This window comes from Mucilaginibacter sp. OK268, from assembly GCF_900103125.1.
Taxonomy (GTDB): Bacteria; Bacteroidota; Bacteroidia; order Sphingobacteriales; family Sphingobacteriaceae; genus Mucilaginibacter.
Map to the genome: position 1 here is coordinate 945088 of NZ_FNJV01000002.1, position 25794 is coordinate 970881.

The following is a 25794-nucleotide window of genomic DNA, read 5'->3' on the forward strand; positions in this document are numbered from 1 at the left end:
GGTGATAAAATGAGGGTAGTACGTCAGCAGCACTACAACAACCAAATATCTTAATTTGAACCTATATAAAGCCTTTATAGCTGCCCTACTTTACCACTACCTTGCTCCAATTGGTAATACCTAATAAAAAGTTTCAGCTATAATTGCCCGACCTAAACCGAAGGTCGTGCTATGAAAACATTTAAAATTACTTCCATCATTTTGCTGCTCGTTATTGGCAGCTCGCTCATCAGTGTTGCACAAAATAAACAGCCACGTTTCAAGGCTATTGCCATTGCCGAAGTTGGCGGGGGCCATGCCCTGTTTGATGCCGCGGCCAAAATATGGCTGGATAAGCTGGCTATCGATAGTAATTTCACCATTGATTACATCACCAATACCCAACCTATAACTAAGGATTTTCTGAAACAATATCAGTTGTTTATACAGCTGGATTACCCACCCTACCCCTGGGGACCGGAAGCACAGGCGGCTTTTACCGAATACCTGGAGCAGGGCAAAGGCGGCTGGATAGGTTTTCATCACCCCACCCTGCTGGGAGTGTTTGATGGTTACCCCATGTGGCAGTGGTATTGCCAGTTTATGGGTGGCATCGAATTTAAGGATACCATACACGGCGGTACAACGGCGCTGCTTACTATTGAGGATAAAAACCACCCCATTATGGCCGGATTACCCGCATCATTTACGACCAAAGATGAATGGTATACGTACAACCATAGTCCGCGCCCTAATGTGCATGTACTGGCCAGTATTGACGAAAGCACCTATGTACCTGATAAGCCCATCAAAATGGGGGACCACCCCGTGATATGGACCAACGAGCACATCAAGGCCAAAAACATATACATAGCCATGGGGCACTTCCCCGAGCTTTTCCAGGACAGCACGTTTACTACCCTGGTGAGGAACACGATATTTTGGGCAGCGAGGTTTAATTAGTGAATTAGTGATTGGAAATAACTTTTTTCTTTTTGTCAGCAGATTCTGTGATGCGATCCAAATATTTAATAAATTTGATTTATTAAAGGCGGCTTTAAGTTAGCCTGATTAGGGCGGTTCATTTTTCGTAATGGCTGCCCTAAGTATTTTGTAGTATTGTTAATTTGTTAGCGCTCTCCAAATGATCTTTAGCGAAAGGTTTGTCAGTTTTCCAGATGACGAAGATCAGTTCCAATAATTTTCTTTGCAATGCCACTGCTGCTTTCATTTTTATGCCATGCCTGGATACCAATCGAGTAAAGATCACTTTAAACTGCTCGTTATGTTTAATGGCAGATAATGCCGGTAAGTGCATGGCTTTGCGTAGATGCCGGTTTCCTTTTTTTGATATTCTAGGTTTTCCCTTGACTAATGTACCTGATTGTTTTTCCCTAATATCCAATCCACTATAACTAGCCAATTGTCTTTTATTGCGTATTAATTCAAAGCCGTTTGTTTCGGCCAATACAATTATAGCCGTTAGCTTACCTACTCCGGGTATAGAAGTGATCGTCTGTACCTTTTTAAGTAATTCGTTGTCTTGCTTCACAATTTCAGCTATATCTCCTTTAATCTCTTTTTCCTGTTCGTTAAGGAACCTGATCCTGCTATTAATTCTGTTAACACTTCTCTGATTGGGGAAGGCTTCCGCCAGTTCTGCATGCAGCTGATTTTTCAACAGGGTTCGTTCAGCAATTAGTTGATCCCGTTCACGGGTTAACTGTTTAAGATCTCTGAATATCTTTTTGGGTTTCAGCCATACCTCCAGTTTTCTTTCCAGGCCGAACCGGGCTATAGTTTGCGAAGCTGTTTTATCTGTAATGGTGTTTATATCCAGCGTTCTGAAATAATTACTGATCTTGTTAGGTAGTACTATACTTAACTCAAAGCCATTGTCTGCCAGATAATAAGCTAACGATTCATGATAAACGCCTGTAGCTTCCATTACATAACGGACCTTAACTTTGTCATCAGTGATCGTTGCCGACCATTGAATCAAAGCTTTAAATCCTTTTTCGTTATTGGGGAATGTTTTGAAGGCGAAAATTTCCAATGTCAGTTCCTGATCCATACGCCCCATAGATACAACTAATTCTTTTTGAGCTACATCAATACCCGCTACCTGCTTTAAAATGTTTGTCATCATATTATATTTAGGATATCAACAAGTGAATAACCCCTCTTCGTCTTTTCTCCTGGTTGGATATTCTGGATATACAGCATTGCCATATTCCTTACATTCTGTTCTGACTCTTAAGGGTAAAAAACGTGAGGTATTATCTGCTGAAGTACATGCTTTAAAAGCTGTTTGAAGGCTTCTCTACTCTCACGCTTTTTCACTTATTACTCTAATTTATTTGCTTTTTATCTGGATAACAAACATAGGAGATAAGCTTCGGGGGTAACCTGGACAGAACTGCTTAATAGGTTACAAAAATGGGTTTACATGGTTTACACTTTTTATGGTTACATTTTTTTCAATTAACTAATAATCAATTAATTGATTATGCTTTGCCATAAAAAAACGGTTTACAGTGTAAACCATAATTTATTACTTCCCAAAAGAGCGTAATAGTTCACGAAAATTTTGTCTGAACCTTGATTTGTGTCTCTTGATTCTTAACGCTAAACAAGGACGTTACCTTCTGAACCTCGATTTATAGGATTTTTCACGAGTTAATTTTAATCGGTGTGCAAGAGGGCTGCGCCGTTTTAGGATTACCATGATTTCTTTTCTTTTCCCGTCAGCAGATAAGCTTCGGACGAAAGCGGGCAGAACATGATGGCTTGTGTAATGGCAGGGGCATTAGCAAACCTTGCCGAAGCGGGGGATGAGCGAACGATTGGAGGTAAGGTTTAGCAGCCCGTGGTTCTGGCTGTTTTGCAGGGCAAAGGCCTTGTGCGGCAAAGAAGCATTTCTGGTGACTTGATCTTTTGGTTACTTTTGTATCAAGACAAAAGTAACAGCCTCAGCGGCAATTGAGCGCTCTACGACAGGCAATATTCGCCTTATAAAGCATCAGGCAATGATCTATTTAGACGCAGCCCACAAAATAGCATCCCTCACCAATACCCAATACCAATATGCGACACCTCTACATTAACACTACAGAAACCTTCAAACAACTTAAATACCGCTGGTAATCCATTTATATCTCCCACTACAAACAAAACATTTACTCTTTATATTAAAATGTTTTTTAAATTACCTTTTTAATCCAATTACCGTGCTTGCCTGATACTGCCGGTTTTATAAAACATTTTTAAAATACCCTCTGGGGAAAGTTTTGTTGATGAAGAAAATCATTCTATTGATTATTATTTGCCGTGCTTTGGTTTTTACGGTCACAGCGCAAACCACCATTGGCATACCCGCCATCAAAAACTACACACATACAGATTATAACGCCAGTACGGAGGTATGGGATGTAAAGCAGGACCGTAACGGCATCCTTTATTTTGCCAATAACGACGGGCTTTTAACTTTTGACGGCAGTTACTGGAAAATATACCCCCTACCCAACAAAGGTACCATCAAGGCTTTGGCCATCGACGCAGATGGAAGGATCTTTGTTGGCGGACAGGACGAGATAGGCTACTTTTTTCCGGATGCGAACGGCATTTTGAAATATCATTCCATTAAACACCTGATGCCACAGAAGGCCAGGCAATTTGCCGATATATGGAGCATTGTACTGTTCAAAAACGAGGTGTTCTTCCGTACCATTGAGTGTGTTTTTGAATATAATAACAACGAGATCAAGACATTTGACGCGCCGGGCGGTTGGCGATTGCTGTCAAAAGCCGGGTCACAACTATTTGCAGAGGATAAGGACGAAGGCCTGATGTTTTTTAAGGATTATCAATGGCAGCCTTGTCGTACGCAGTTACAAACCGCCAGTCTGCATATTACCGGGGTAATGGATTATAACCGGGATACGGTGCTGGTTACCACATTGAAGCAAGGCTTATTTTTGCTTACCGGATCAACCCTGATTAAAAAACCTACCGCTATTGACCCCATTTTACAGAATGACCTGGTGAACTGTGCCAAAAAAATAGGCGACGACCGCTATGCCATCGGGACCAAAGCCCGGGGCCTGATCATTATTGATGGCAAGGGCAACGTGGTAGAAAGATTTTCGAACAATGAAGGGTTACAAAACAACAACGTGCTTGGTCTATTGCTTGATCGCGACAAAAACCTGTGGCTCGGCCTGGAAAGCGGCATTGATTTTATTAATTATAACACTTCGGTTAAACGTATTTATGCCAACAAGGATAATCAGCTAAAAAGCAACGCGGTAAGCGTGTTCAACAACAAGCTGTTCATCGGTACCTCAAACGGTTTATACAGCGTTCCGCTTGATACCCGGCAAAAGGATATCAGTACCAATAAAGGGGCATTTACCGAGGTAGAGAATACCAAGGGCCAGGTATGGAGCCTGCGCGAAATAAACCACAACTTATTGGTTGGGCATGAGGATGGTGCTTTAGTGGTTGATAATAACCGAGTGAAACAGATCACCAACCGGGAAGGTGCCTGGAGGTTTGTGCCCATTCCTTCTTCGCCGGATATCATTGCCGGTACTTATACCGGCTTGCAGCTGATCAAAAACAATGGCAATGATTTTACGGCTGATGCCAAAATGGACGCCCTGTACGAATCCTTACCTACCCTGGCCAAAGACAATGATGATCATGTGATATGGGCTTCGCATTCTTATAGGGGTGTTTATAAGATCCAACTATCCGCCGACAGGAGAAAGATCATCCGTTATACGCAATATACAGATCGTAATGGCTTGCCTTCGGTAATGAACAATCATGTGTATCTTATCCGGGGTAAAATCCTGGTAGCCACGGAGAAAGGTGTATATGAATATAATAACAGGCTAAATAAATTTGAACAATCGGCCTTTTACAAGTCGGCCCTGGGCGGTTCCTACATAGAGCATTTAACCGCAGATTCGGCAGGCAATGTCTGGTTCATCAGTGATCAGCGGGTTGGGGTGATTGATTTTAGCAAGCCATCGGGCGGTAAGCCATATACGGTGATCTATTTTCCTGAACTTGCCGGGCAAACCGTAAAGAGTGCCGGGTATATTTATCCGTATGATAAGGAAAACATTTTTGTCGGTTCCAATAACGGTGTATTCCATTTAAATTACCGCCAATACGTACAGTCGGAAACCAAACTGAACGTATTACTGACCACCGTAAAGGCCATTGCCGAAAAAGATAGCCTGATATTTGGCGGTTACTTTATGAAGGATAATAATGTGGCCGGTGTTCAGGGCAAAAAGCAAATTGTTACCCTGTCCAATCATTGGAACTCTTTTCATTTTGAATATTCTTCAACCCTGTTCGCGCAAAAAAGCAATGAGGAGTTTTCTTATAAGCTGGAGGGTTTTGATAATGAGTGGTCAAAATGGTCGGTAAAAACCGAGAAGGATTATACCAATTTACCATATGGGAGATACACTTTTTCGGTAAGGGTGCGCAATAACCTGGGTAATGCTTCAGCACCGGTCAATTATACCTTTGTTGTAGATCCTGCCTGGTACCAAACAACCTGGGCCTATCTTTTTTATCTTTTTCTGGTGGTTTGCGCCATTTATTTAGCGATGAAAGAACAGCGAAAACGCTTCGACCTGCATCAGCAAAAACACGAGGAAGAGCAGCGCCGCCTGAGTTATCTGCACAGCCTGGAGCTTGACCGGAACGAGAAAGAGATCATCGCCCTGAAGAACAACAACCTGGAATCGGAACTAAACTATAAAAACAAGGAACTGGCTACCATCACCATGCACCTGGTGGAGCGTGGCCGCATCCTGCTCAACATTCGCGAAGAGTTGGTAGCTGCCATCAAAAAAGTGAACATGCCCGATCTGACCCACGAATTCCGGAATGTTTTTAAACTGGTAACCGATACCGAGAAAAAGGACGATGACTGGAATCACTTCGCCATTTACTTTGACCAGGTACACAACAATTTTCTTTCCATTATGAAAACCCGGTTCCCCGGATTGAGTCCTACCGATTTAAAACTTTGCGCTTACCTGCGGCTTAATCTTACCTCTAAAGAAATAGCGCAGTTGATGAATATCTCCCTCAAAGGCGTCGAGATCAGCCGGTACCGGGTTCGCAAAAAACTGGGCTTAGCTACGGAGGTTAATTTGTATGATTTTTTGATTGATATTACGAAAACCCCCTCTAAATCTCCCCCGGAAGGGGAGACTTTTTAAAATAGCTTAAAGCCCTCCCCTTTGGGGAGGGTTGGGTGGGGTCTTACTTATAAATCCTCCCCATCAGCGGGTCATCCCAGATAATCTTTTTGAGCTCTTCGGGATTGATAATGCCTTGCTTTCCGTAAATAACTTTACCATCCGGATCAACCAACATGGTGTATGGTAGCGCGCCATCCCATTTAGGATCAACAGCCTCGATCATTTTGTATTTATCATCGCCGGTATAAATGTAGTTGGGGCCGGATGCTTGTTTGTCTTTTAAAAAGCTCAATGCCTTATCCTTACGCGATGGATCGTCGGCACTGATGGTTACCAGTTCCAGTCCACGGTCGCGGTACAGGTGCATAATGGTTACCAGTTCCGGGAACTCGGCCACACAAGGGCCGCACCAGGTAGCCCATAGGTTGATCAATCTTAGTTTATCGCTTTTGTTTTTTACCAGGTTGGCTATGCCCGCAGCGTCAATGGTATCCAGCTTTACAGGTTCATTGGCCCAGGTTACAGTGGCTTTCTGGATCCAGTCCTGTTTTTCGGCCCATTTGATAGAGCAGCCAAAGGTTTTGGTTACCGGCACGGCTACTTCTTTACCTGCCAATACCGCGTCAATAGCATTGCGTGCATCCAATGACCGCGGTGTTTTGGCGGGATTCTCCATATCGTCAATGCGGCCATTATAGCGTAGCTTCCTATCTTTATCGAATATAAAAATGTGCGGTGTAGCTACCGGACCGTATTTATTACTGGTGATCTCTGTTTCGCCATCATACAGATAAGGGAAATTAAAATGACGGTCTTTGGCACGCACTTTCATATCCTCAAAAGAATCACCTACATCGCTATACCCCAGTTCGTCCAAACGCAATGAGGCTGGATTATTGGGGTTAATAGCCACTACTTTTACGCCTTTGGGTGCATAATCGCTGGTGAGCTTGACCAATCTATCCTCATAAGCCTGTGACGTTGGGCAATGGTTGCATATAAACACCACAGCAAGCACTTTAGCATCTTTAAATGATTGCAATGTGTAAGTTTTTCCGTCGATACCAGGCAGACTAAAATCAGGTGCCTGGGTACCTGTAGCCAACGTGGTATGGTTTACCTGCGCAAAGCCAGACTGCGACAAGGTTAGTAAAGCAACCAGGGTTATCAAACAAAACTTTTTCATATTTTTCTAAAGCTAATTATTCATGTACAGACACGGCCAACAGGTACCAGGCGGTGTGCGGCAACCATTGCTCGGCCCAGCGCCAGTCGTAATCCTTATGGATCTGGGCATAGGACAAATTAAAGTCGATATCATTTTCGTCGTTCAGGCCACCGGTTACGCCGTTTACAATGCCACCGGGCGCATTGGTATACTCAAACGTGCCAAAGAAACCATAGGCCGGGTTATTATGCCCCGTGCCTTGCAGCATACTGGCATCAAAAGGGTTCAGACCCAGGATCCAATTCAATTGATCCACGGCAAAAGTTTCCAGCTGATCGTGATAGGCTTTATCATCGGCAAACAAACCGGACGCCAATCGGGCAGCCGTAGCCATAGAAGATAAGCGCGCATTTTCACCCTGCCACCACGGTGAGGCGTCGCTGCCCTGCGGAAAGAAAAACGATGTGCGCCTGTTACCCAATGTATCCTGCACCAATTGGCGACTGTAGCCAAATGGATTATTAACTTCATGCGTAACCTTCAACTCAAAATCAAATGATGCTTTGATGGCTTTTTTGATAGATGCCTGCATAGCCTGATCGGCATATGGATAATAATAAATGAGGCTGGTAACAGGTAAGCCCGCGTCTGAGGGATGAAAGAATGGCCTGTCGGTGCTATCGGCTTTCCAGTAATTTTGATATCCCTTCCAGGCAGATAATCGACCAATCAGATTATTGGCCCGTTTAGTAGCTGCTGTTAAATACTCTGTTTTTTTGGTGGCTTTGTATAGTTCGGTTGCAGCGCTTAGGGCGCAATAATCATCCAGGATATTCTCGTGGCCATCAAAAGTCATGAGCCTATTGTTGGCTTCCAGGAATTGGAAAGCGTTTTCGGCAGCCTGCAAATATTGTTCACTGGTAAAATCGCCGTTTACTTTGATGGTTGATGCCATGGCCAAGGCAGCAATGGCTATGCCTCCACCCGATCGATAACTGGTTTGATACCGGTGCCAATCCTTATTTGCGGAGCTATTGCTGAAGGGCTGATCTTTGGTTTGCTTGATACGATAGGACGCGTCTTCCGCACGGATCACCCTATCCTTAGCCAGCTTACCAGGACCAGGGGCCGATACCGAGCGGTAAAAAGAGCCGTTTTTTGCCTGCATCCGCACCAGGTAATCGGCGCCATAGGTAGCCTCATCCAAAATACGGCGGTTGATCTGCCTGAAATCGGTCGTTGTTTTTTTATCGAGAATCTCCTTAGTTTTCAGCAGGCTCCATACCACCAGCGGTATCTGCTGCGGATTGAAATAATTGGAGAATGACAGGTGCGAAAAGTGTTTACCATAATCGCCGGTAGCATCATACCAGCCACCGTGGGCATCAATAGTATCCTGGGTTCTGCCGGCCAGCAGTAAATGATGATCGGCTTTATCAATCTCACCGGCAGCGCGCTGCCCCTTAAAATAATACACTATATCTGATAGTGTAGCTTGCTCCAATACGTTTTTCCCTATTTTAAATGGGTATGAGCTTACTTTCCTGCCGGGTAACGCCACCTCGACGTGGTAAGTACCATCTGTATTGAACCCGCTAAAATCAAGTGTATAAAACTCCCGGTTTTTCCACCCCTTTACCTTACCGTTGTACACCGGTTTGCCGGAGAATGCCACTTTGCCATCCGCATCAAGCAATTGAAATATTGTAATAGGATAAGTTTTATCGGCCACCACGATGGCCTTTTTTGCTTTAGTATCTTCATAACCTACCTGATTGGTTAGCACTTTAATTTGTTGGGCAATCGTTGCCACCGGGAACAGTACCAATAAGAAGATCAGGAAACGGGATGTTGTTATATTCATGGATTGGGGTATTTAGAGTTATATAAATTTATAAAATTTCCACCGCTCGGCGTGCTTTCCGAAGCCAGAGACACATGTAATGTGTCTCTACAAAGAACAATCGTAGAGACGCATCACATGCGTCTCCTGTTCATATCTCACCTTCAATTTATAGCCACTGCGTACAAAGCGTTATGGCCAGTAACGTACAATGTTTTCCCATCCTTACTAAAAACAAGAGATGTAGGGCGCTCCGGTACTTTAATCATACCGATCTGTTTGCCGGCGCTATCATATTCGTAAATCTGTCCATCTGCTATAAATACATTCCCTTTGCTATCAACTGCCGAATCAAATTCACCACGTTCGGCAAAATATTTCAGGTCGCTCAGGTAACCTTCGGGGCTTACATTGAGCTGCACGGTACGCTTATCATATTCATCGGTCGTATAAACCGGCCTGCCGGGATAGGCAGTAACCAGCGCGCTTGAACGGGCCAAATCATACACCACAGGTATAATAGTAACCCCATCGGGCGCTACCCAGCATTTGGTAGCTTTATTGATTGATACGGTATTAAAATCGTGAAAATCGCGCCAGCGGTGTGCAGGGTAAAGGGCCTGGTATATAGTCTTGCCGGTTGGCATGGCTTCTTTTTTGAGCAGCTGAATGCTCTCATCTGGATTGCTTGTATTTACTGAGTATACTAAGCTACCAAAGCCTGAGTTACCCCAACCGCTGAACGAAGTACCGGAGGCATCAGGTGGATTATTAAATACTTCGGGCTTACCATCAACCAGATAACCGGATTTGGGTACATATTTAAATACCACCAGCAGGTTATCATTTTTATCGCAGGCCAGGGAGAGCGGTTCCCAGGGATAATCGGCCAGCAGACTGATAGTCTTGGTATTGGCATCCCATTTATAAATGCGCCTCATCCGGGCTTCGCTAAAATAAGCATTGCCTTTGCTATCGGTGCAAAGACTGTTGGCAAATTCAAAACCCGACGCCAGCTTTTGTACATTGCCCTGAGTGGGTTGTTCGCTGGCCGTTGTGGCACTGTTGATGACCAGTCGGGTAAACTCCCAGGGACGCACCGTAGTATTGGTGCCGATATCATACAGCGGATCGGTAGTGGTATACTTGATCTGGCTATAGTTATGTACGTTCAGTAGCTCCACATTTTTATTATTCCAACTACGGATGGAGTATGGATAAGGTTTATTTACCCTGATCACCCTAAACATATACAGGTTGGCAAAAGTCATATCTGCACAATTTTCCAGTTCCAGCGGTTGGCATTCGGTGCTTTCCCGGCTTTCCTCTTCCAGCTGCAGGGCGTATACCTTCCAGTTGGCTACTTTGTTAAAACGTACCTCGTTACGAACATGATGCTCCACCGACAAAGCATAAATGCGCCCAGGTGTGCTGGTGTTGGAAACATAAGCCCCGGCAGTAGCATAAGTATTGGCCGACCATATATTTTTAAACGTGCCACCACCACCATCGGTTACCCAAAGACTCCAATATTGGCTGTCCCACATATCGCTATCGTTACCTTTATACAAACTTGGACCAGCCTGCTCACCAGGCTTATTCATACCACCATGACCACCCAAAAATTTCACATCATTCAGATAGGAGTTTTTACCCGCCATCCATTTACAGGCCACCACCCGCGGATTGATACGACCTGAAGATAAACCTATACCGGTGACAATGTTATTACCGCCTTTACTTGTTTCGATCATCGGCACAGGGCCGCCGAAACCGCCGAAAGCCTGTGTGTTATCTTTCAGCAAGATCTGCGTAGCGATGGGATTCAAACCGATCAATACCGTATTCGGTCTCAATTTCAAAGTTTCGGTAATACGATATTTTCCTGATGGCACATAAATAGCAGGGTATTGATTAATGGCATCCTGTATAGCTTTGGTATCGTCCGTTTCGCCATCACCTTTGGCGCCCAGGGTTTGCAGATTGGCCCAGGTACCTATCGCCGGGAAATCGGGGATATCTTTTTTAGCTGGCGGCGGGAAAGCTGATAATGGCTGGATCTCCTTTATGGTTTTATACACCGGGTCGGCTGTCAGGTTATCCATCTGCAAACCGTATATAAAGTTTTTCACTTTGTAGATAGCGCCTCCGCCAGCTATTGTTGTTTTGCTGCGGCGATAGCTGGCCAGCACTTTTACATCGCGGCAATCCACATTGCGAAGACTGATCTGATTAAAGGCATTATCCTCGTTACTGATCACCACAGCTGGACCGCTCACATGATCAAATCTGCTGTCCTCCATAAACAGTTTTTCATGATAATTGGGATGGATCTCGATCACCGTAGGCACATTTTTTACATGCATGCGCACAATGGTTAATCCAGCCTCCTGGGTACTGATGGCTGCTTTACGCTGCCCTTCAAAATAGGTATCCACCATCATAAACTGCCATCCCGGTGACGGTTTGGTGGTATAAATGCCATAATCTCCATTGAAAAAACGTACGTCTTCCATCTCGTTACCTACATCAAACATGCCTGCTTTACCCTTGCCCGCGTCAATATCGGCATGGGCTATAAAACTGTGCTGGGCATAATGCGTTCGCAAAGCCACGGCTACCGGGTTACCATCCTCAATTTTAAGGTTGATGTTGGATAGCGCGCTATAAAATGTAGATGCTCCCGCGTCCGATACCTCTTCGCCGGGTTTGGATATATTATTGACAAACCAGAACATGTATTTGGCCTTTCCCTTATCCGTACTATCAGCCACCTGGAAACCCGGCGAGTTTTTAGCCAATATCATTACAGGCCGGGTTTTACCATAGCCAATCAGACGAATAGCTCGCGGTACAAATATGGTTTTACTGATCAGGTATTTCCCTTCGGGGATAAACAGCACGCCGAAATTATTTTTATCCTTCAAATCTTTGATAGCCTGCTGCAAAGCATCAGACACATCGGTTTTTCCATCAGCTTTAATAGGGTACTTATCGGGAGTAAAGTAAACCGCTTCCTTATCCTCCAAACGTTGCTGATAAAATGATCTGGTAGCCCCAAATGGCGCATCCGGCTTTTGGGCAAAACCACCATGACAGATTAATGGTATAAAAAGAGCTAATAAAAAGAACTTCTTCACAATAGGTGTTAGTTTTAGATAAGGTATCACAATTGATTTTGAATATAACAGGATATAAGGCAACATTGATCTGCTTGAACAAAGCTCGATATTAGTTTTCCCAAGTGCTATTTTGATAACACTACATCACCACTACGGATATCCGCAACAGGATATTATATCAAATTAGTTACAAAGAACAGAGCGATATACCCTGTATATAAAGTTTGTCATCCCCGCTTCTTCCACTCCTGATTTTTTCTGTAGTACCGGCACTCTGAGTTTTTGACCCTTAAAACCCTGCTAACAGCATAATTTTCAGGTTGTAGTAGTGGTAATGTAGTGCACCAAAACTATAAAATGGCTTAACTTTATAGCATACTTGCAAAGTGTTATAACCTGGGTAAGCCTATTGCCATAGTGCTTATTTCATATTAATTTTTTGATTTACTGGCCCTACAGATCGCTCTTTTCGGGAGTAATGGATCAACCGGGATTTGAATATAGGTACATATGAGAAAATTCTTAATTGCCACGCACGGAGCCTTTGCCAAAGGGATAAAATCGTCATTGGATATGATTATTGGCGAAACGGATAACGTATTCCTGATCCAGGCTTACCTGGATGATAATATCAGCGTAGAAGATGAACTGGCGGCGGTTTTAACCCATATTACTGCTGATGATGAACTGGTGATATTTACCGACCTGCTGGGCGGCAGCGTCAATAACATTATGATACGCGAAGCATTGAAACCAAATGTGCATATCGTATCAGGCTTTAACCTGCCTTTGTTAATTGAGGTTATTATGGGCGATGCAGGCACCCCGGTTACAGAGGTAATAGAAACAGCCATTATCGACGGGAAAGAGCAAATGGTTTATGTAAACAAACTGATAACACAACAAAATGATTAAGCTAACCCGCATAGACGACAGACTGGTACACGGACAGGTGGCCATGACCTGGACGCCCTCACTTGGCGCCGATTGCCTGCTGGTAGCCAACGATAAGGCAGCCACCGACGAATTTTTGAAGATGACCATGAACCTGGCCAAACCGGCATCGGCCAAACTGCTGATCAAAACGCTGGCCGACGCCATCACATTTTTGAATGATCCGCGCGGGCAGAACATGAAAATACTGGTATTGGTTAATTCCGTAAAAGATGCGACTACACTGGCTGCCGGCGTAAGCGAGATAAAAAGCATCAACTTTGGCGGCATCCGTACCAAAGAAGGCGCGCGTTCCATAGCCAAGGCGCTGGCGGTTACTGATGATGACATAATCGTTATCCGTGATCTGCTGGCCAAAGGCATCGAACTGGAAGTAAGACAAGTACCAACCGATAACAAAACCCTGATAGAAACCCTGATTTAAGATGCTGGCCACCTATCTATTGCTTACGCTTATAGCCGTTTTTGGGCATTTTGAGGATTTCCTGGGCACTACGCTGTTAAGTCGTCCGCTGATCCTGGGGCCATTGGTGGGTTTGGTGCTGGGCGATGTTACACAAGGTGTAATGATAGGTGCTACCCTGGAACTGATCTTCATGGGCAATATTAAAGTTGGCGCGGCTATTCCACCCGATATTATTACCGGCGGGGTGCTGGGAACAGCTTTCGCTATCATGTCGCACAAAGGACCTGCCATCGCGTTGGCTTTGGCCGTACCTATCTCTATCCTCTCAGAAATGGTGATCAGTGGATTGTTTGTTTTCCGGGCGGTGTTCAATAAAAAATTCAACCAGTATGCTGAGGCTGGCGATTATAAAGGCATCCAGCGATTACATATATTATCAGGTTTATTGAAACCCCTGTTGATGGGCATCATTATTTTTGTGGCTTTGGAATTGGGTTCAACGGCCATCAAATCATTCCTTGATCTGATCCCGGCCTGGGTACAATCCGGCCTGCAGGTCGCCGGGAATATGCTACCCGCCTTAGGTTTTGCCTTACTCATGAACCTGATGTTCAACAAAAGAGTCGCCCCCTACTTTTTCCTGGGTTTTATGCTGGCAGCTTATTTAAAACTGCCCATTATCGCTATTGGAGGTTTAGGAGTCATTATCGCATTGATCGTAACGCAGGATGCACCCAAACCGGCTGCATCTTCCACCACTGATGATGACTTTGATTTTGAGGATACACCTGCGGAAACAATACCTGCCGAGCCGCAGCATAAACTAAGCAATGGTACTTTAAGAAAATTGTTTTTAAGATCGCTTGCATTGGAGGCCAATTTCAATTTCGAAACCTGGCAAAATACGGGCTTTGCCTTTGCCATTATCCCCGTACTCAAAAAATTATATCATACCAAAGAAGCTATGACAGCAGCGCTCAAAAGGCATTTGCAGCTGTTCAATACCAGCCCTTATGGCTCTACACTCATCATCGGTATTACCGCTGCTATGGAAGAACAAAACGCGCAGGATAAAGATTTTGACGAAGACTCTATCAGCTCCGTAAAACTTGGACTCATGGGGCCTCTGGCCGGTGTATTCGATTCTTTGTTTTGGGGTACTTTTAAGGTGATTGCGGCCGGTGTAGGTACATCTTTGGCCATCAAAGGCAATATATTGGGTCCACTGCTTTTTTTGATCATATTTAATGTACCGCATTTGCTGCTGCGTTACAACCTTACTTTTATAGGCTACAACGCGGGCACCAAATTTTTGCAGAACCTGAGCAAAGGCAATGTGATGGATAAGCTAACCTCGGGTGCTGCTATATTAGGATTGATGGTAGTAGGCGCTATGCCTGCCACACTCATGAATATCAAAACACCGCTAAATATTGGATCTTCTTCATCGGCAGTTGGGGTGCAGGGTATACTGGATCAAATAGTACCAGCCATGATACCGCTGGGGCTCACCTTCCTGGTATATTATTTTGTTAAAAAACAGGTTAAAACCACCTGGCTGCTATTAGGCTTATTGGTATTAGGTTTTGCAGGCAGTATAATCCATTTGTTTGTATGATGAATGGCATAGGCGTATCTCCCGGAATTGCCATTGGCAAAGCCCACCTGCTTAAAAAACAGGAAGCTGCTTTAACGGGTGTCATTTTGTTGACTGACGCGGATATAATTTCCGAAACAAATAAATTCAATAACGCAGTATCCTTGTCTGTAACCGAAGTAGAGACGATGATCAGCAATTACGATCAATCTCAAGGCAAGGAAGGCCTGGAGATCCTGGAGACCCATATTGAACTGTTAACCGATCCGCAGATCAGCGAAGATGTAATCGAGAAAATATCCAAAGAGAAAAAGAATGCCAATGATGCCCTGATCGAAGTGATCGCGGACGCGGTTCAACTCTTCAAAAATATGGATGATGAATACCTGAGCGCGCGTGCCGCCGATGTGCAGGATATCGGCAACCGTTTGTTGAGAAACCTGAACGCATCAAACCAAACTTATACTCCGCTTTACGAAACTGATACCATCATTATTGCCGAAGACCTTACCCCTTCAGATACCATCAGCATGGATATTACCCATATTGTTGGTTTTGCCACACAAGTAGGCGGGCGTACATCGCACGCGGCTATTATTGCCCGGTCACGTGGTATTCCGGCCGTTGTGGGATGCAGTATAACCTTACGGGATATTAAAGATGGCGACCTGCTGATCCTCGACGGGCAAAGCGGGGACATTATCATCAATCCAGCTCAGGAGATAATTGAACAATATCGCGTAAAAAGAGAAAACTGGTTGAAACAAACCTACCTGCTCCGCTCGCTAAAAGATACACCCGCAACAACAACAGATGGGGTTAATATCAACCTATTGGCCAATATAGGTGATGCAAATGATATGGAACAAGCCATCGGTTTTGGCGCTGAGGGTTCCGGGCTGTTGCGTACCGAACTACTTTTTATGGGCCGTGATGCATTACCCGGCGAAGACGAGCAATTTGAATTTTATAAGATCGTAGCCCTTAAAGCCAAAGGCCAACCCGTTATTGTACGCACACTGGATATTGGTGGCGATAAGCAACTACCCTATTTTAATTTCCCAGCCGAGCAAAACCCTTTCCTGGGTTACCGGGCCATCCGGATCTGTTTAGATCGCCCGGATATTTTTATCGTTCAGCTGAAAGCCATATTACGGGCAAGTGCATTTGGCCAATTAAAGATCATGTTTCCGATGATCTCCAATATACAAGAGGTAAGAGCGGCCAAAACAATATTGCAACAAGCCAAAGATGAGTTAACGAGAACAGATATCACCTTCGATAAAAATATCCCTGTTGGTATCATGATTGAGATCCCGTCAGCAGCCATCACCGCCGATCTGTTGGCCAAAGAAGTGGACTTTTTCAGCATCGGTACCAATGATCTTTGTCAGTACACCCTGGCTGTCGACCGCATGAACGAGCAGATCAAAAACCTGTATGATCCCTATAATCCTGGTGTGCTCCGGCTTATTGCTTATGTGATTGAGCAGGGTCATAAAAACAACATCGAAGTAGGCATGTGCGGCGAGCTGGCATCGGACCCGAAAGCAACCCTTTTATTATTGGGCATGGGTCTTACCGAGTTTTCCATGAGCGCCACAGCTATTCCGGAGATCAAAAATATCATCATCAACAGCAGTTTGACAGCTGCTAAACAAATATACAGGCGGGTAATGGAAATGGACAGTTCGGCATTGATCACCGCTTATTTACAGGAGGCTACCCTATGATAACAAAAGACTACATCATTACAGCGGCCGAAGGCATGCATGCCCGCCCCGCAACCAATTTGGTAAAACTGACCAAAAACTACAGCTCCCAGATCAGCTTAAAAAAAGGCGACCGCACGGTTAAATTAAGCAGTCTTCTCAATATCCTTTCACTTGGCATAAAAGGGGGCGAAACGATCTCCATTATTATTGATGGTGAAGATGAAACGAGCGCCATTATAGCTATTGACGCGTTTTTTGAAGAAGAATTAAAACACCTGTAAAGGCAAAATAATAACAATGAAGATCACGATAACCAAAAACGAAAAGGAATTTAACGAAACCGCGGCCTGGCGCATTATTGGCCAGATGCTGGAAAAACCCACGGCTGTGATAGGTCTTTCAACCGGGCAAACCACTATGGATATGCACCGCATAGTGTCTGACATTTATACGCAGTACCCCTTTGATGTTTCGCGCATTACCCTTTTTAATGTGGATGAACTCACCAACCTGCCGCGCGAATATGCGGGCAGCTGTTATACTATGATCCTGAACCAGATAGCAGGTCCGCTGGGTATACCTGATGAAAATTTCATCATGCCGCCTACCCTGAGCGATGATTTTGAGGCCGAAAGCCTGCTTTTTGAAAAACGCCTGGCCGAACGCGGGGGTGCCGACCTGCAAATGCTGGGTATTGGCGGCAACGGCCACATCGGCATTAATCAGCCTGGTACGCCCTTTGAAAGCGAAACATGGGTATCGCCAATGGACCCTGATTTCGAAGCCCGTGTACGCTGCGAAACACAGGTACCAGAGCATATTGTACTAGGTGGACTAACCCGCGGTGTAAAAAACATTATGCACACCCGCAAACTGATATTGATAGCCAAGGGCGCGCACAAAGCCCAGATTATTGAACAAGCCATATTAGGCCCCGTAACCACCGACATACCTGCATCGGTAGTACAACTACATCCCAACTGCGAAATTTTACTGGACGCCGATGCCGGTGCGCTAATCCATGAGCGCGTAAAACAACGGGGTTATAATTTTTAAAGATTTTCCCACCTTAAACCTTTATCACAAAGTCCTATAACAATTGTTGTAGGACTTTTTTTATGCATATTCATCATTTTTACTATTGCTCAGAATAGATATTTTCTTTATTTTTCATGACCTTAAACCTGCACGTCATGATCAATGAGTATTACATTTTGAGAGATAACGAAAAGCACGGCCCATATAGCCATACGGAGTTAATGGATATGGAAGTAAATGCTACCGAGCTGGTATTATCACCCTTAGCTACTGATTGGCAGGAAGCCGCCGAACTACCCGAGCTTGATGAATACTTTAAATCGATTGGGATATATGTACCTACTCAACAGAATGTAGCTAATTTTGGATGGCGGTTATTAGCTTTTGTTATTGATTATGCCATTATAACCATTGGCTTAGGGCTAATAGTTGGCATATTTGTTGCTATTGGGCGGCTGACAACCAGTACCATAAGCGATGATCCTTTATCATCTACATCATCTACTGAAGGTGATCTGTTGTTCAGGCTCATTTTCCTGCTGATTTTAATTTCCTATAACTCAGCTTTTGAGGCCACTAAAATGCAGGGAAGTATTGGTAAGTTTATTTGCAGGCTGGTAGTAGTTAATGCTAATGGTGAAAGACTAAGTTTTGGCACCGCATTATCGCGTAATCTGTTTAAGATTTTATCAAGCTTTTTCTTTTGTATTGGCTATTTTGCCATGCTATGGAGCCCAATGAAACAATGCTGGCATGACCAGCGAGCCAAAACTTATGTAGTCAAAAAACCAAAGTAACAGATTAACTTTTATCATCCTTAAAGTCATCTGTAAAATGCTCCCGGTGTTTTTCTTTGGCAAACTTATTGGCATTGTAGCTCTCAGATCCTCCTTTAGGAATAGAGAGTGAGCTCCATTTTTCGTTACAAAGCATTTTACCAATAAAAACAATTTGCCCAACATGATACGGATAATGAGCCAGTTGCCGGTTAATGGCTTCAGCAACCGTATGCCCCATATTGCGGATGTAAATGATCCTGTCCAGGTCATCGGCGGTTAATTGTTCAAGGGCATTTAAAAGGCATTCCCAGCCCCTGTTCCACAGTTTTAAAAGCTCATCACGGTTGGGGTTTATGGTTGTAAACTCGGTCTCGCGATTACGCCACTCCTTTTCGCCGTCTGTATTAAAAATATCCGTCCATCGCGAAAGCATATTACCCGACAGGTGATTAACGATCATGGCAATACTGTTCGATTCCTCATTATATTGCCAGTTTAACTGCTCGTTGGTCAATTGCCCGAATGTTTTCTCGCCCAGCATTTTATAGTAGGCAAACTGTTTTTTAACGCTTTCCAGGTAATCAGATATCATATATAAAATTAAAGATTTTGGGTTTGTGGATCAAATTTTGTTGTCTAACAGTAAATCTGCGTGTATGTTGATAAATCCGGCAGCCGCATCTAAATTTATTTTCATTCAAAACATTTTCTTATAAGATAATATTTTAATAATTATCTTCGGTTTAGTAATCTTGCTTTTATCCATTTGTATAACCCATGCCCATTAAACACAGTTCCGCTTTACCACCAGAAATGTTAAGGGTTTTTGAGACCTTACCTCAGCCTTATCTTATTCTTTCGAAGGAATTGTATATACTTACCGCCAGTAATGCCTATTTGCAGTTGACCGGTAAAATGAGGGCCGAACTGCTCGAAAAACACCTGTTTGATGTTTTCCCTAAAAAACCGGATTGGGCAGCAGATGAAGGCGGCATAGCTTTTTCATTAGAGCAGATATTAGAAACCAGCAAGCCACATCAGTTACCTGTAACACGCTTTGATACTCCTGATCATGAAGGCAAATTACAGGAACGTTACTGGGATACTGCGCATACGCCGGTACTTGACCCTGATGGCGATATCTGTTACATTATACACCATACACAGGATGTTACCGAAAAGGTGATTGCCGAAAGGAACCTAAATGCCAGCCTGGAAAAGGAAAAAGCAGCAGCAGCGAGAGCAGGGCAACTAAGCCGGCAAATGGAAAAGCTATTTGATGAAATACCTGCACAAATTGCCATTTTTACAGGCCCCGACCTTGTTTATGAATTTATAAATCCACAGTACGAGAAAGAGTTTTTCCCCGGGCGTAAAATACTCGGTAAACCATTGCTCATGGCCATGCCAGAAATTGTTGGTCTGCCTGTTTGGGAAGCTGTTCAACATGTTTATAAAACCGGCGAAACATATGCAGGCAACGAGATTTGCGTACCGCTGACCAGCGAAATTGGCGGAAAGACGGAGGATCACTATTTTAATTTTATTTACCAGGCCATCCGCAATGAAAAAGGGGATATAACCGGTGTTTTAAGCTTTAAATATGATATAACCGAGTTGGTTATGGCTAAAAAACGCCTGGAGCAAACAGGTAAGGAACTATCAGCCCTTAATGAAGGATTGGCTCATGCAAACGAAGAGATACAAGTTACCAGTGAAGAAATACAATCGGCCAATGAGGAGTTAAGCGCCACGAACGAGGAATTGTTCCGGACACAACAAAACCTGCTTAAGTTAAATAACGAACTGGAAAGCCGGGTTGAATTACGCACCCTTGAACTGTTAAGCGCGCAAGCGGATGCCACAGGGCAAACCGAACGGCTGAAACGATTCTTTATGCAAGCCCCTGCTGCTATTTGCGTGCTTGACGGACCCAATTTTGTATTTGAATTAGTTAATCCACCTTATCAACAGCTTTTTCCGGGACGCAAACTTACAGGAAATCCGCTGTTAGAAGCATTGCCCGAACTTAAGGATCAGCTGATATGGGATATTTTAAAAAATGTATACAAAACCGGGAATACCTTTGAAGGCAAAGAGTTGCTGGTGCCTATGGCCCGTGAGGCGAACGGGCCAATAGAAGACCGTTACTTTACCTTTATTTATCAGGCCAGATATGACGGTACCAATAAAGTAGATGGCATTATGGTTTTTGTTTTTGAAGTTACCGAGGCCGTACTGGTAAGACAAAAAGAAAAGGAAAATGAAGAGCGTTTCCGCTTTTTATTGAACGCTATGCCGCAGCAGGTATGGACAGCCCGCCCCAATGGTAAGCTCGACTATGTAAATGAGGTGATCTGTGAGGATTTTGGACGAAGCGCTGATGATATCATTGGCCAGGGATGGCAGACCTTCATACACCCTGATGATCAGCAAGCTTGCCTGAAAAAATGGCTTACCGCCTTAAGAACAGGCCATGAGTACCTGGTGGAGTTTCGCTTAAAATTCCAGGATGGGCAATACCGCTGGCACCTGGCCCGGGCAGTACCCTTGATTGAAAATGGCGAGATCAAACTATGGCTGGGAACCAATACCAATATTGATATTCAAAAAAACAATGAACAAAAAAAGGACGAGTTCCTTTCTATCGCGAGTCATGAATTAAAAACGCCGCTTACCAGTATCAAGGCTTTTAACCAGCTTATGATGCGTATTAATGATCCCCCAAAGCTAAATGATCTTATTCAAAAGTCGGCCGCGCATGTATTACGGCTGGAAAAACTGATCAGCGACCTACTGGATGTATCACGCATCAACGCCGGAAAGATGGATTATAACATGGAAACCTTCAATTTCTATGAGATGCTTAAAGATACTATTGATGGCGTACAGCACACCACAGCATCTCACCAGATCATACTGGAAAGCGCGGAAGATATAACCTATACCGGCGACCGTTTCAGACTGGAACAAGTAGTAAATAATTTATTGACAAATGCCATCAAGTACTCACCCGAGGCAAATACGATAACAGTTAATTGTACATTACATGAAGATAACAGCCTGATCGTATCTGTTCAGGATTTTGGTATCGGTATCGAAGAAAAAAACCTGAGCCGCTTATTTGAACGGTACTACCGTGTAGATAATACCGCAATGCGTTTTGAGGGCCTGGGCCTGGGATTATTTATTTCGGCCGAGATCTTGAAAAGGCACAATGGCAGTTTTTGGATAGAGAGCACGCCCGGCGAAGGCTCTACTTTCTTTTTCAGGCTGCTGACACACCAAACCCAAAAACAGGCCGCCATCATACAGGGCGATCTATACTATCATGACAGCGCCATTACCCTGAGTTATAACCACGTTCACTCCCGTATTGATGCCGACTGGACCGGCTTTCAAAACCTGGAATCAATACAACAGGGCTGCAATCGCATGTTGAACATGATGGTAAAAAACAGTGTTTATAAAGTACTTAATAATAACATTCATGTGCTGGGCAATTGGTCTGAAGCTATTGACTGGGTTGCCCAGGAATGGTTTCCGGCTATGCAGAAAGCCGGTTTAAGATATTTTGCCTGGGTTAATTCTCCAAGTGTATTCAACCAACTGTCGGCCCGTAAAAGCGTAAATACTCTCCCTGATAAGATGACCATTAACTTTTTTACCGATGTAATATCAGCCGAGGCATGGATAAATGAACAATAGCTTTTTAGCAACTTGCTACAAGTTATTGTTTATATAAACCGTATCCAGATAATCCTTTAACAATTGATTAAACTGTTCGGGCTGCTCCATATTGGGCATATGGCCCGCATTTTTTATAATGGCAAGCTCTGCCCTGTTTATACGGACTTGCATGTATTCGGCAGTAGTGACAGGTGTAAATACGTCCTGATCTCCAACAATGAGCAAGGTCGGAAAATCAATATTTGAAAGAATAGCGGAATGGTCTCTCCGTTCGGCCCGGCCAAGCTGAACGGCCGCAGCACCGGCTGCATCTGTACTTGTCATCATCTCACTAAGGTGATCTACTACCTCCTGTTTGGTATGGAAAGTATTTTCACAAAGATAATGACCTATATTTTCGGTAGTATACTTTTCCATCCCCTCAGTTAACAGTCTTTTTGCAAGCGCTTTACGGTTTAAGTAGCTGGCAGCATCTTCGGCTCTTGCATCAGTATCTGCTAATATCAGGCCTTTCACTAAGTGCGGGGCAAGTCTGTATATTTCCAAAGCTATCTGCCCGCCCATCGATAGTCCTACAAACACAGCTTTATGGATATCCAGCTCATTGAGCAGATAAATAATATCCAGCGCAAGCTCATCTAAAAGCACTATCGGTTCTGTAGTGACGCTTTCACCATATCCCCGCAGATCAGGAATAATGAGCCGCTTGGTTTTATTAAATACTTGCGATTGGTAATTCCACATGCTCCGGTTAAAGGGCTGTCCATGTATAAATACTACAACATCGCCAGTACCCTCATCTTCATATACCAAACCAATACCACGAATCCTGAGTTTGCTTGCCATATTATTCTATATTTTATGATACTAATATCTCACAAAAATATTAATTTTAATGTTATCAGCTAATTTTATGAGAAAAAAGTATCACAATGGGTAAATTATCTTTAGATAAAGGAAGAATTAGCCAAAAAATGAAAACCCGGGAGGCGCTTCTTTTAAAGGCAAATGAATTACTAAAACAGCGTACGGATATAAGTGTTGATATGGTTGCCCGGGAAGCCGGGATCTCAAAAGCCACAGCCTACAGATACTTTTCCAGTTCGGATGCTTTAAAACGCGAAGCATCGTTGCAGTTAAAGGCAAAAACAAACGACGACCTCTTTGCAGATTTAAGTAACACAGACCTCACTGGAAGATTAGAACGACTGGTTGACTATCATTTCAACCTGTTTATTAATAATGAGATTGAATTCCGCCTCTTTTTAAGTTCAATCATTGGCGAATCAGTTATCCGGGAGGAAGCACCATCAAGAGCCGGGCGACGGATCATACTGATCAGGGAGGCGCTTAAGCCATTACACTCAACATTAGCTCCGGATGTTTTTGACCATATGGTTAATTCATTGAGTATATTTTTCGGCATTGAATCAATAACAGTTTTAAAAGACGTTTGCCGGTTAACTAATGATGAAATATTACAAACCTGGAAATGGTCGGTAAACCGTATCGTTTTTTTTAAAGATTAAGCATCATCAAGAAAACTGGATATATTCTTTTAATTCGCGCTGTAATTGTTTGGCCGCTCCAATAAGCTCTTTGTCAGCAATATGCAGATCAATGTCGATATCCTTACCTATGTGACCCTCTTTAAATACATCTTTAAATTTGAAATATTTTAATGAAAAATTCCAGTTATTTTCAAGAAACGAGAAGAGCTGTGTATCCGCTTTATTTAACAGGGAATAATTAACCACTATAAATGAATTACTGTTAAGCTTTTTAATACAGTTTAAAATATCCTGATTATAAGCTATCCAAACCTTTAAAAACTTTGATGCGTTATCGTCGTAAAATTTCTTAAGCATGCGTGATCTTCTGAACTTCTGCCAGGCCAATCTGGATACATATTTACGCCCCATATATTTTTGATCAACATCCTTAAACTCCCGCCGGAGTAATGAACTTACCACGGATTGATAGTCACGCAGAATGATCAAATAACAGGCATCGGGCAGCAGCTCCTGGTAAACATCTAAAAACAAACATGTCCGCGGATCCTTCCAGCCCCATTGATCGTACAATTGCTGTTTAATTTTGATGATGCTTTTCAACTTTTCTTTTTCATATATAGAAAAGTGGTCGATTTGCACATCAGTTAAGCCAGAGGATGGTAAATTATTATTCGTTAAAACCTCTTCGTGCATTTTTAAAAATTCAACATCTTCAAAATGGCCATCTTCATTCCCCCAACCCGGGCCAACCAATTGTTCGCCAAGTTGTAAGCCACATTTTGTAAGCCAGTTGGAAATGAGCGAGGTACCGGAACGGTGCATCCCGGCAATGATAAGGGTTCTTTTTTGCATAGTTTATAAAAGGACGATCGTTTTAAAATGCTTAAGCAGGTGTGGATAGCTTAAAAATTATCTGTCATTTTATTAGAAGCTTTTTCGGTAGCGTAAAGATTATTAAGTATAAAATAAACCAGTAAAGAGGTACTTTGCTGTACAGAGTTTTCGCTGGTATTAATATAAAGATCAGCATCATACGGCACATCAAACCGATCATTGATACCAGTTAAGTTTAAAAGTTTATTGGGATGGCCTTCGGGTAAAAGAGCCCTTTGATAGAGGCCTTTGGTGTCGCGGTTGATCAGTTTATTAACCGGGCAGTCAATGTGTACAATACTAATGTCATCATATCGGTTGGCAAGTTCGCGCCTAACATCCTCATAAGGATTTATAGCACTGATGATGGTGACTATACCCTGGCTGGAGAAACGGCTGGCAACAAACCCAAGCCTTCTGATGTTTTCGCTCCTGTCTTCTCTTGAAAATCCAAGATCTCTACAGATTTCCTGCCGATATTCATCGCCATCAATGATTTCAATCTTTATTCCAAGTTCTGTTAATTCGGCAGCAACATTTTTTGCCAATGTTGTTTTGCCAGCTCCTGATAGGCCGCAAAATAAAAGTATCATACCCATTAATTAAGTTAATAAACATCATCTTGCGAAAGTCTTGCAGGATACTTTCTGAACGTGAACTTATAAAATATCTTACCTGTTAGGTGATGCGTGATTGTAAAAGATTATTTACAATCAGGTACAATACTTTCGTCAGAGATAATTTGGGAATACTTAAACTGTACAGAAAGCCCTTTAAAGGCGGTTTTTGATCAAACTCAGATCACTACGTGTAACAAGGCTTAACTGTTACACCTAACAGAAATGTTACGTATTTCAACCAGGCCATCAACAATAAACGATAA

General features: G+C 43.3%; 19 protein-coding genes. 11 read left to right on the forward strand and 8 right to left on the reverse strand.

Features of this window, described 5'->3' with window-relative positions:
* The first annotated feature begins 171 nt into the window (after positions 1 to 171).
* Entirely contained in the window at positions 172 to 942 is a 771-nt protein-coding gene (locus BLR84_RS09665) for a ThuA domain-containing protein (RefSeq protein ID WP_090467258.1), read from the forward strand.
* Between the two features lie 139 nt (positions 943 to 1081).
* Here BLR84_RS09665 and BLR84_RS09670 read toward each other — a convergent pair whose 3' ends face one another.
* Positions 1082 to 2128: an IS110 family RNA-guided transposase gene (locus tag BLR84_RS09670; RefSeq protein WP_255366905.1), complete on the reverse strand. Its 1047-nt coding sequence runs from the start codon at positions 2126 to 2128 to the stop codon at positions 1082 to 1084.
* Positions 2129 to 3275: 1147 nt separating this feature from the next.
* On the opposite strand from BLR84_RS09670, the gene BLR84_RS09675 reads away from it, so the two are divergent.
* Positions 3276 to 6230 carry a two-component regulator propeller domain-containing protein gene (locus BLR84_RS09675; RefSeq protein ID WP_090467262.1) on the forward strand — a complete coding sequence of 985 codons (2955 nt, stop codon included), beginning with the start codon at positions 3276 to 3278 and terminating at the stop codon, positions 6228 to 6230.
* A gap of 43 nt (positions 6231 to 6273) precedes the next feature.
* Here BLR84_RS09675 and BLR84_RS09680 read toward each other — a convergent pair whose 3' ends face one another.
* From BLR84_RS09680 to BLR84_RS09690, 3 genes are all read right to left on the reverse strand, one after another.
* A complete protein-coding gene (locus BLR84_RS09680; protein ID WP_090467264.1) occupies positions 6274 to 7398 on the reverse strand; it encodes a redoxin family protein in 1125 nt (374 codons plus the stop codon).
* Between the two features lie 16 nt (positions 7399 to 7414).
* Positions 7415 to 9244: a glycoside hydrolase family 9 protein gene (locus BLR84_RS09685; protein WP_090467266.1), complete on the reverse strand. Its 1830-nt coding sequence runs from the start codon at positions 9242 to 9244 to the stop codon at positions 7415 to 7417.
* A 143-nt stretch (positions 9245 to 9387) separates the two neighbouring features.
* Positions 9388 to 12363, reverse strand: coding sequence for a glycosyl hydrolase family 28-related protein (locus BLR84_RS09690; protein WP_218128271.1), 2976 nt, complete (start codon positions 12361 to 12363; stop codon positions 9388 to 9390).
* A gap of 492 nt (positions 12364 to 12855) precedes the next feature.
* Here BLR84_RS09690 and BLR84_RS09695 point away from each other — a divergent pair, with 492 nt between their 5' ends.
* From BLR84_RS09695 to BLR84_RS09725, 7 genes are all read left to right on the forward strand, one after another.
* Positions 12856 to 13260, forward strand: a complete 405-nt coding sequence (locus tag BLR84_RS09695; protein WP_090467270.1) for a PTS sugar transporter subunit IIA — start codon at positions 12856 to 12858, stop codon at positions 13258 to 13260.
* Positions 13253 to 13723 carry a PTS sugar transporter subunit IIB gene (locus tag BLR84_RS09700; RefSeq protein WP_090467272.1) on the forward strand — a complete coding sequence of 157 codons (471 nt, stop codon included), beginning with the start codon at positions 13253 to 13255 and terminating at the stop codon, positions 13721 to 13723. The genes BLR84_RS09695 and BLR84_RS09700 overlap by 8 nt, the downstream gene beginning before the upstream one ends.
* 1 nt (position 13724) lies before the next feature.
* Positions 13725 to 15323: a PTS system mannose/fructose/sorbose family transporter subunit IID gene (locus BLR84_RS30235; protein WP_090467274.1), complete on the forward strand. Its 1599-nt coding sequence runs from the start codon at positions 13725 to 13727 to the stop codon at positions 15321 to 15323.
* Entirely contained in the window at positions 15320 to 17035 is a 1716-nt protein-coding gene (gene ptsP, locus BLR84_RS09710; protein WP_090467276.1) for a phosphoenolpyruvate--protein phosphotransferase, read from the forward strand. The genes BLR84_RS30235 and ptsP overlap by 4 nt, the downstream gene beginning before the upstream one ends.
* The gene (locus BLR84_RS09715) at positions 17032 to 17298 is read left to right on the forward strand and encodes an HPr family phosphocarrier protein (RefSeq protein WP_090467278.1); all 267 of its coding nucleotides are present in this window, start codon (positions 17032 to 17034) and stop codon (positions 17296 to 17298) included. Before ptsP ends, BLR84_RS09715 begins: the two co-directional genes overlap by 4 nt.
* 16 nt (positions 17299 to 17314) lie before the next feature.
* The gene (locus tag BLR84_RS09720; protein ID WP_090467280.1) at positions 17315 to 18073 is read left to right on the forward strand and encodes a 6-phosphogluconolactonase; all 759 of its coding nucleotides are present in this window, start codon (positions 17315 to 17317) and stop codon (positions 18071 to 18073) included.
* A 137-nt stretch (positions 18074 to 18210) separates the two neighbouring features.
* Positions 18211 to 18852 carry an RDD family protein gene (locus BLR84_RS09725; RefSeq protein WP_176852014.1) on the forward strand — a complete coding sequence of 214 codons (642 nt, stop codon included), beginning with the start codon at positions 18211 to 18213 and terminating at the stop codon, positions 18850 to 18852.
* A 4-nt stretch (positions 18853 to 18856) separates the two neighbouring features.
* Here BLR84_RS09725 and BLR84_RS09730 read toward each other — a convergent pair whose 3' ends face one another.
* Positions 18857 to 19426: a DUF1572 family protein gene (locus BLR84_RS09730; RefSeq protein WP_090467284.1), complete on the reverse strand. Its 570-nt coding sequence runs from the start codon at positions 19424 to 19426 to the stop codon at positions 18857 to 18859.
* Between the two features lie 185 nt (positions 19427 to 19611).
* Between BLR84_RS09730 and BLR84_RS09735 the strand changes: the two genes are divergently transcribed.
* Positions 19612 to 22542: a PAS domain-containing protein gene (locus BLR84_RS09735; protein WP_090467287.1), complete on the forward strand. Its 2931-nt coding sequence runs from the start codon at positions 19612 to 19614 to the stop codon at positions 22540 to 22542.
* Positions 22543 to 22557: 15 nt separating this feature from the next.
* On the opposite strand, the gene BLR84_RS09740 is transcribed toward BLR84_RS09735, so the two are convergent.
* Positions 22558 to 23370, reverse strand: a complete 813-nt coding sequence (locus BLR84_RS09740) for an alpha/beta fold hydrolase (RefSeq protein WP_090467290.1) — start codon at positions 23368 to 23370, stop codon at positions 22558 to 22560.
* Positions 23371 to 23456: 86 nt separating this feature from the next.
* Here BLR84_RS09740 and BLR84_RS09745 point away from each other — a divergent pair, with 86 nt between their 5' ends.
* Positions 23457 to 24053 carry a TetR/AcrR family transcriptional regulator gene (locus BLR84_RS09745; RefSeq protein WP_090467292.1) on the forward strand — a complete coding sequence of 199 codons (597 nt, stop codon included), beginning with the start codon at positions 23457 to 23459 and terminating at the stop codon, positions 24051 to 24053.
* Between the two features lie 6 nt (positions 24054 to 24059).
* Here BLR84_RS09745 and BLR84_RS09750 read toward each other — a convergent pair whose 3' ends face one another.
* Both BLR84_RS09750 and cysC read right to left on the reverse strand, forming a co-directional pair.
* Positions 24060 to 24890, reverse strand: a complete 831-nt coding sequence (locus tag BLR84_RS09750; protein WP_090467304.1) for a sulfotransferase — start codon at positions 24888 to 24890, stop codon at positions 24060 to 24062.
* Between the two features lie 50 nt (positions 24891 to 24940).
* A complete protein-coding gene (cysC, locus tag BLR84_RS09755; RefSeq protein WP_090467725.1) occupies positions 24941 to 25504 on the reverse strand; it encodes an adenylyl-sulfate kinase in 564 nt (187 codons plus the stop codon).
* Positions 25505 to 25794: the final 290 nt, after the last annotated feature.

Excerpts from the sequence above, each read along its gene's own strand:
- BLR84_RS09665 (WP_090467258.1), top strand. The coding sequence starts at position 172 with ATGAAAACATTTAAAATTACTTCCATCATTTTGCTGCTCGTTATTGGC.
- BLR84_RS09670 (WP_255366905.1), bottom strand. The coding sequence starts at position 2,128 with ATGATGACAAACATTTTAAAGCAGGTAGCGGGTATTGATGTAGCTCAA.
- BLR84_RS09675 (WP_090467262.1), top strand. The coding sequence starts at position 3,276 with ATGAAGAAAATCATTCTATTGATTATTATTTGCCGTGCTTTGGTTTTT.
- BLR84_RS09680 (WP_090467264.1), bottom strand. The coding sequence starts at position 7,398 with ATGAAAAAGTTTTGTTTGATAACCCTGGTTGCTTTACTAACCTTGTCG.
- BLR84_RS09685 (WP_090467266.1), bottom strand. The coding sequence starts at position 9,244 with ATGAATATAACAACATCCCGTTTCCTGATCTTCTTATTGGTACTGTTC.
- BLR84_RS09695 (WP_090467270.1), top strand. The coding sequence starts at position 12,856 with ATGAGAAAATTCTTAATTGCCACGCACGGAGCCTTTGCCAAAGGGATA.
- BLR84_RS09700 (WP_090467272.1), top strand. The coding sequence starts at position 13,253 with ATGATTAAGCTAACCCGCATAGACGACAGACTGGTACACGGACAGGTG.
- BLR84_RS30235 (WP_090467274.1), top strand. The coding sequence starts at position 13,725 with ATGCTGGCCACCTATCTATTGCTTACGCTTATAGCCGTTTTTGGGCAT.
- ptsP (WP_090467276.1), top strand. The coding sequence starts at position 15,320 with ATGATGAATGGCATAGGCGTATCTCCCGGAATTGCCATTGGCAAAGCC.
- BLR84_RS09715 (WP_090467278.1), top strand. The coding sequence starts at position 17,032 with ATGATAACAAAAGACTACATCATTACAGCGGCCGAAGGCATGCATGCC.
- BLR84_RS09720 (WP_090467280.1), top strand. The coding sequence starts at position 17,315 with ATGAAGATCACGATAACCAAAAACGAAAAGGAATTTAACGAAACCGCG.
- BLR84_RS09725 (WP_176852014.1), top strand. The coding sequence starts at position 18,211 with ATGATCAATGAGTATTACATTTTGAGAGATAACGAAAAGCACGGCCCA.
- BLR84_RS09730 (WP_090467284.1), bottom strand. The coding sequence starts at position 19,426 with ATGATATCTGATTACCTGGAAAGCGTTAAAAAACAGTTTGCCTACTAT.
- BLR84_RS09735 (WP_090467287.1), top strand. The coding sequence starts at position 19,612 with ATGCCCATTAAACACAGTTCCGCTTTACCACCAGAAATGTTAAGGGTT.
- BLR84_RS09740 (WP_090467290.1), bottom strand. The coding sequence starts at position 23,370 with ATGGCAAGCAAACTCAGGATTCGTGGTATTGGTTTGGTATATGAAGAT.
- BLR84_RS09745 (WP_090467292.1), top strand. The coding sequence starts at position 23,457 with ATGGGTAAATTATCTTTAGATAAAGGAAGAATTAGCCAAAAAATGAAA.
- BLR84_RS09750 (WP_090467304.1), bottom strand. The coding sequence starts at position 24,890 with ATGCAAAAAAGAACCCTTATCATTGCCGGGATGCACCGTTCCGGTACC.
- cysC (WP_090467725.1), bottom strand. The coding sequence starts at position 25,504 with ATGATACTTTTATTTTGCGGCCTATCAGGAGCTGGCAAAACAACATTG.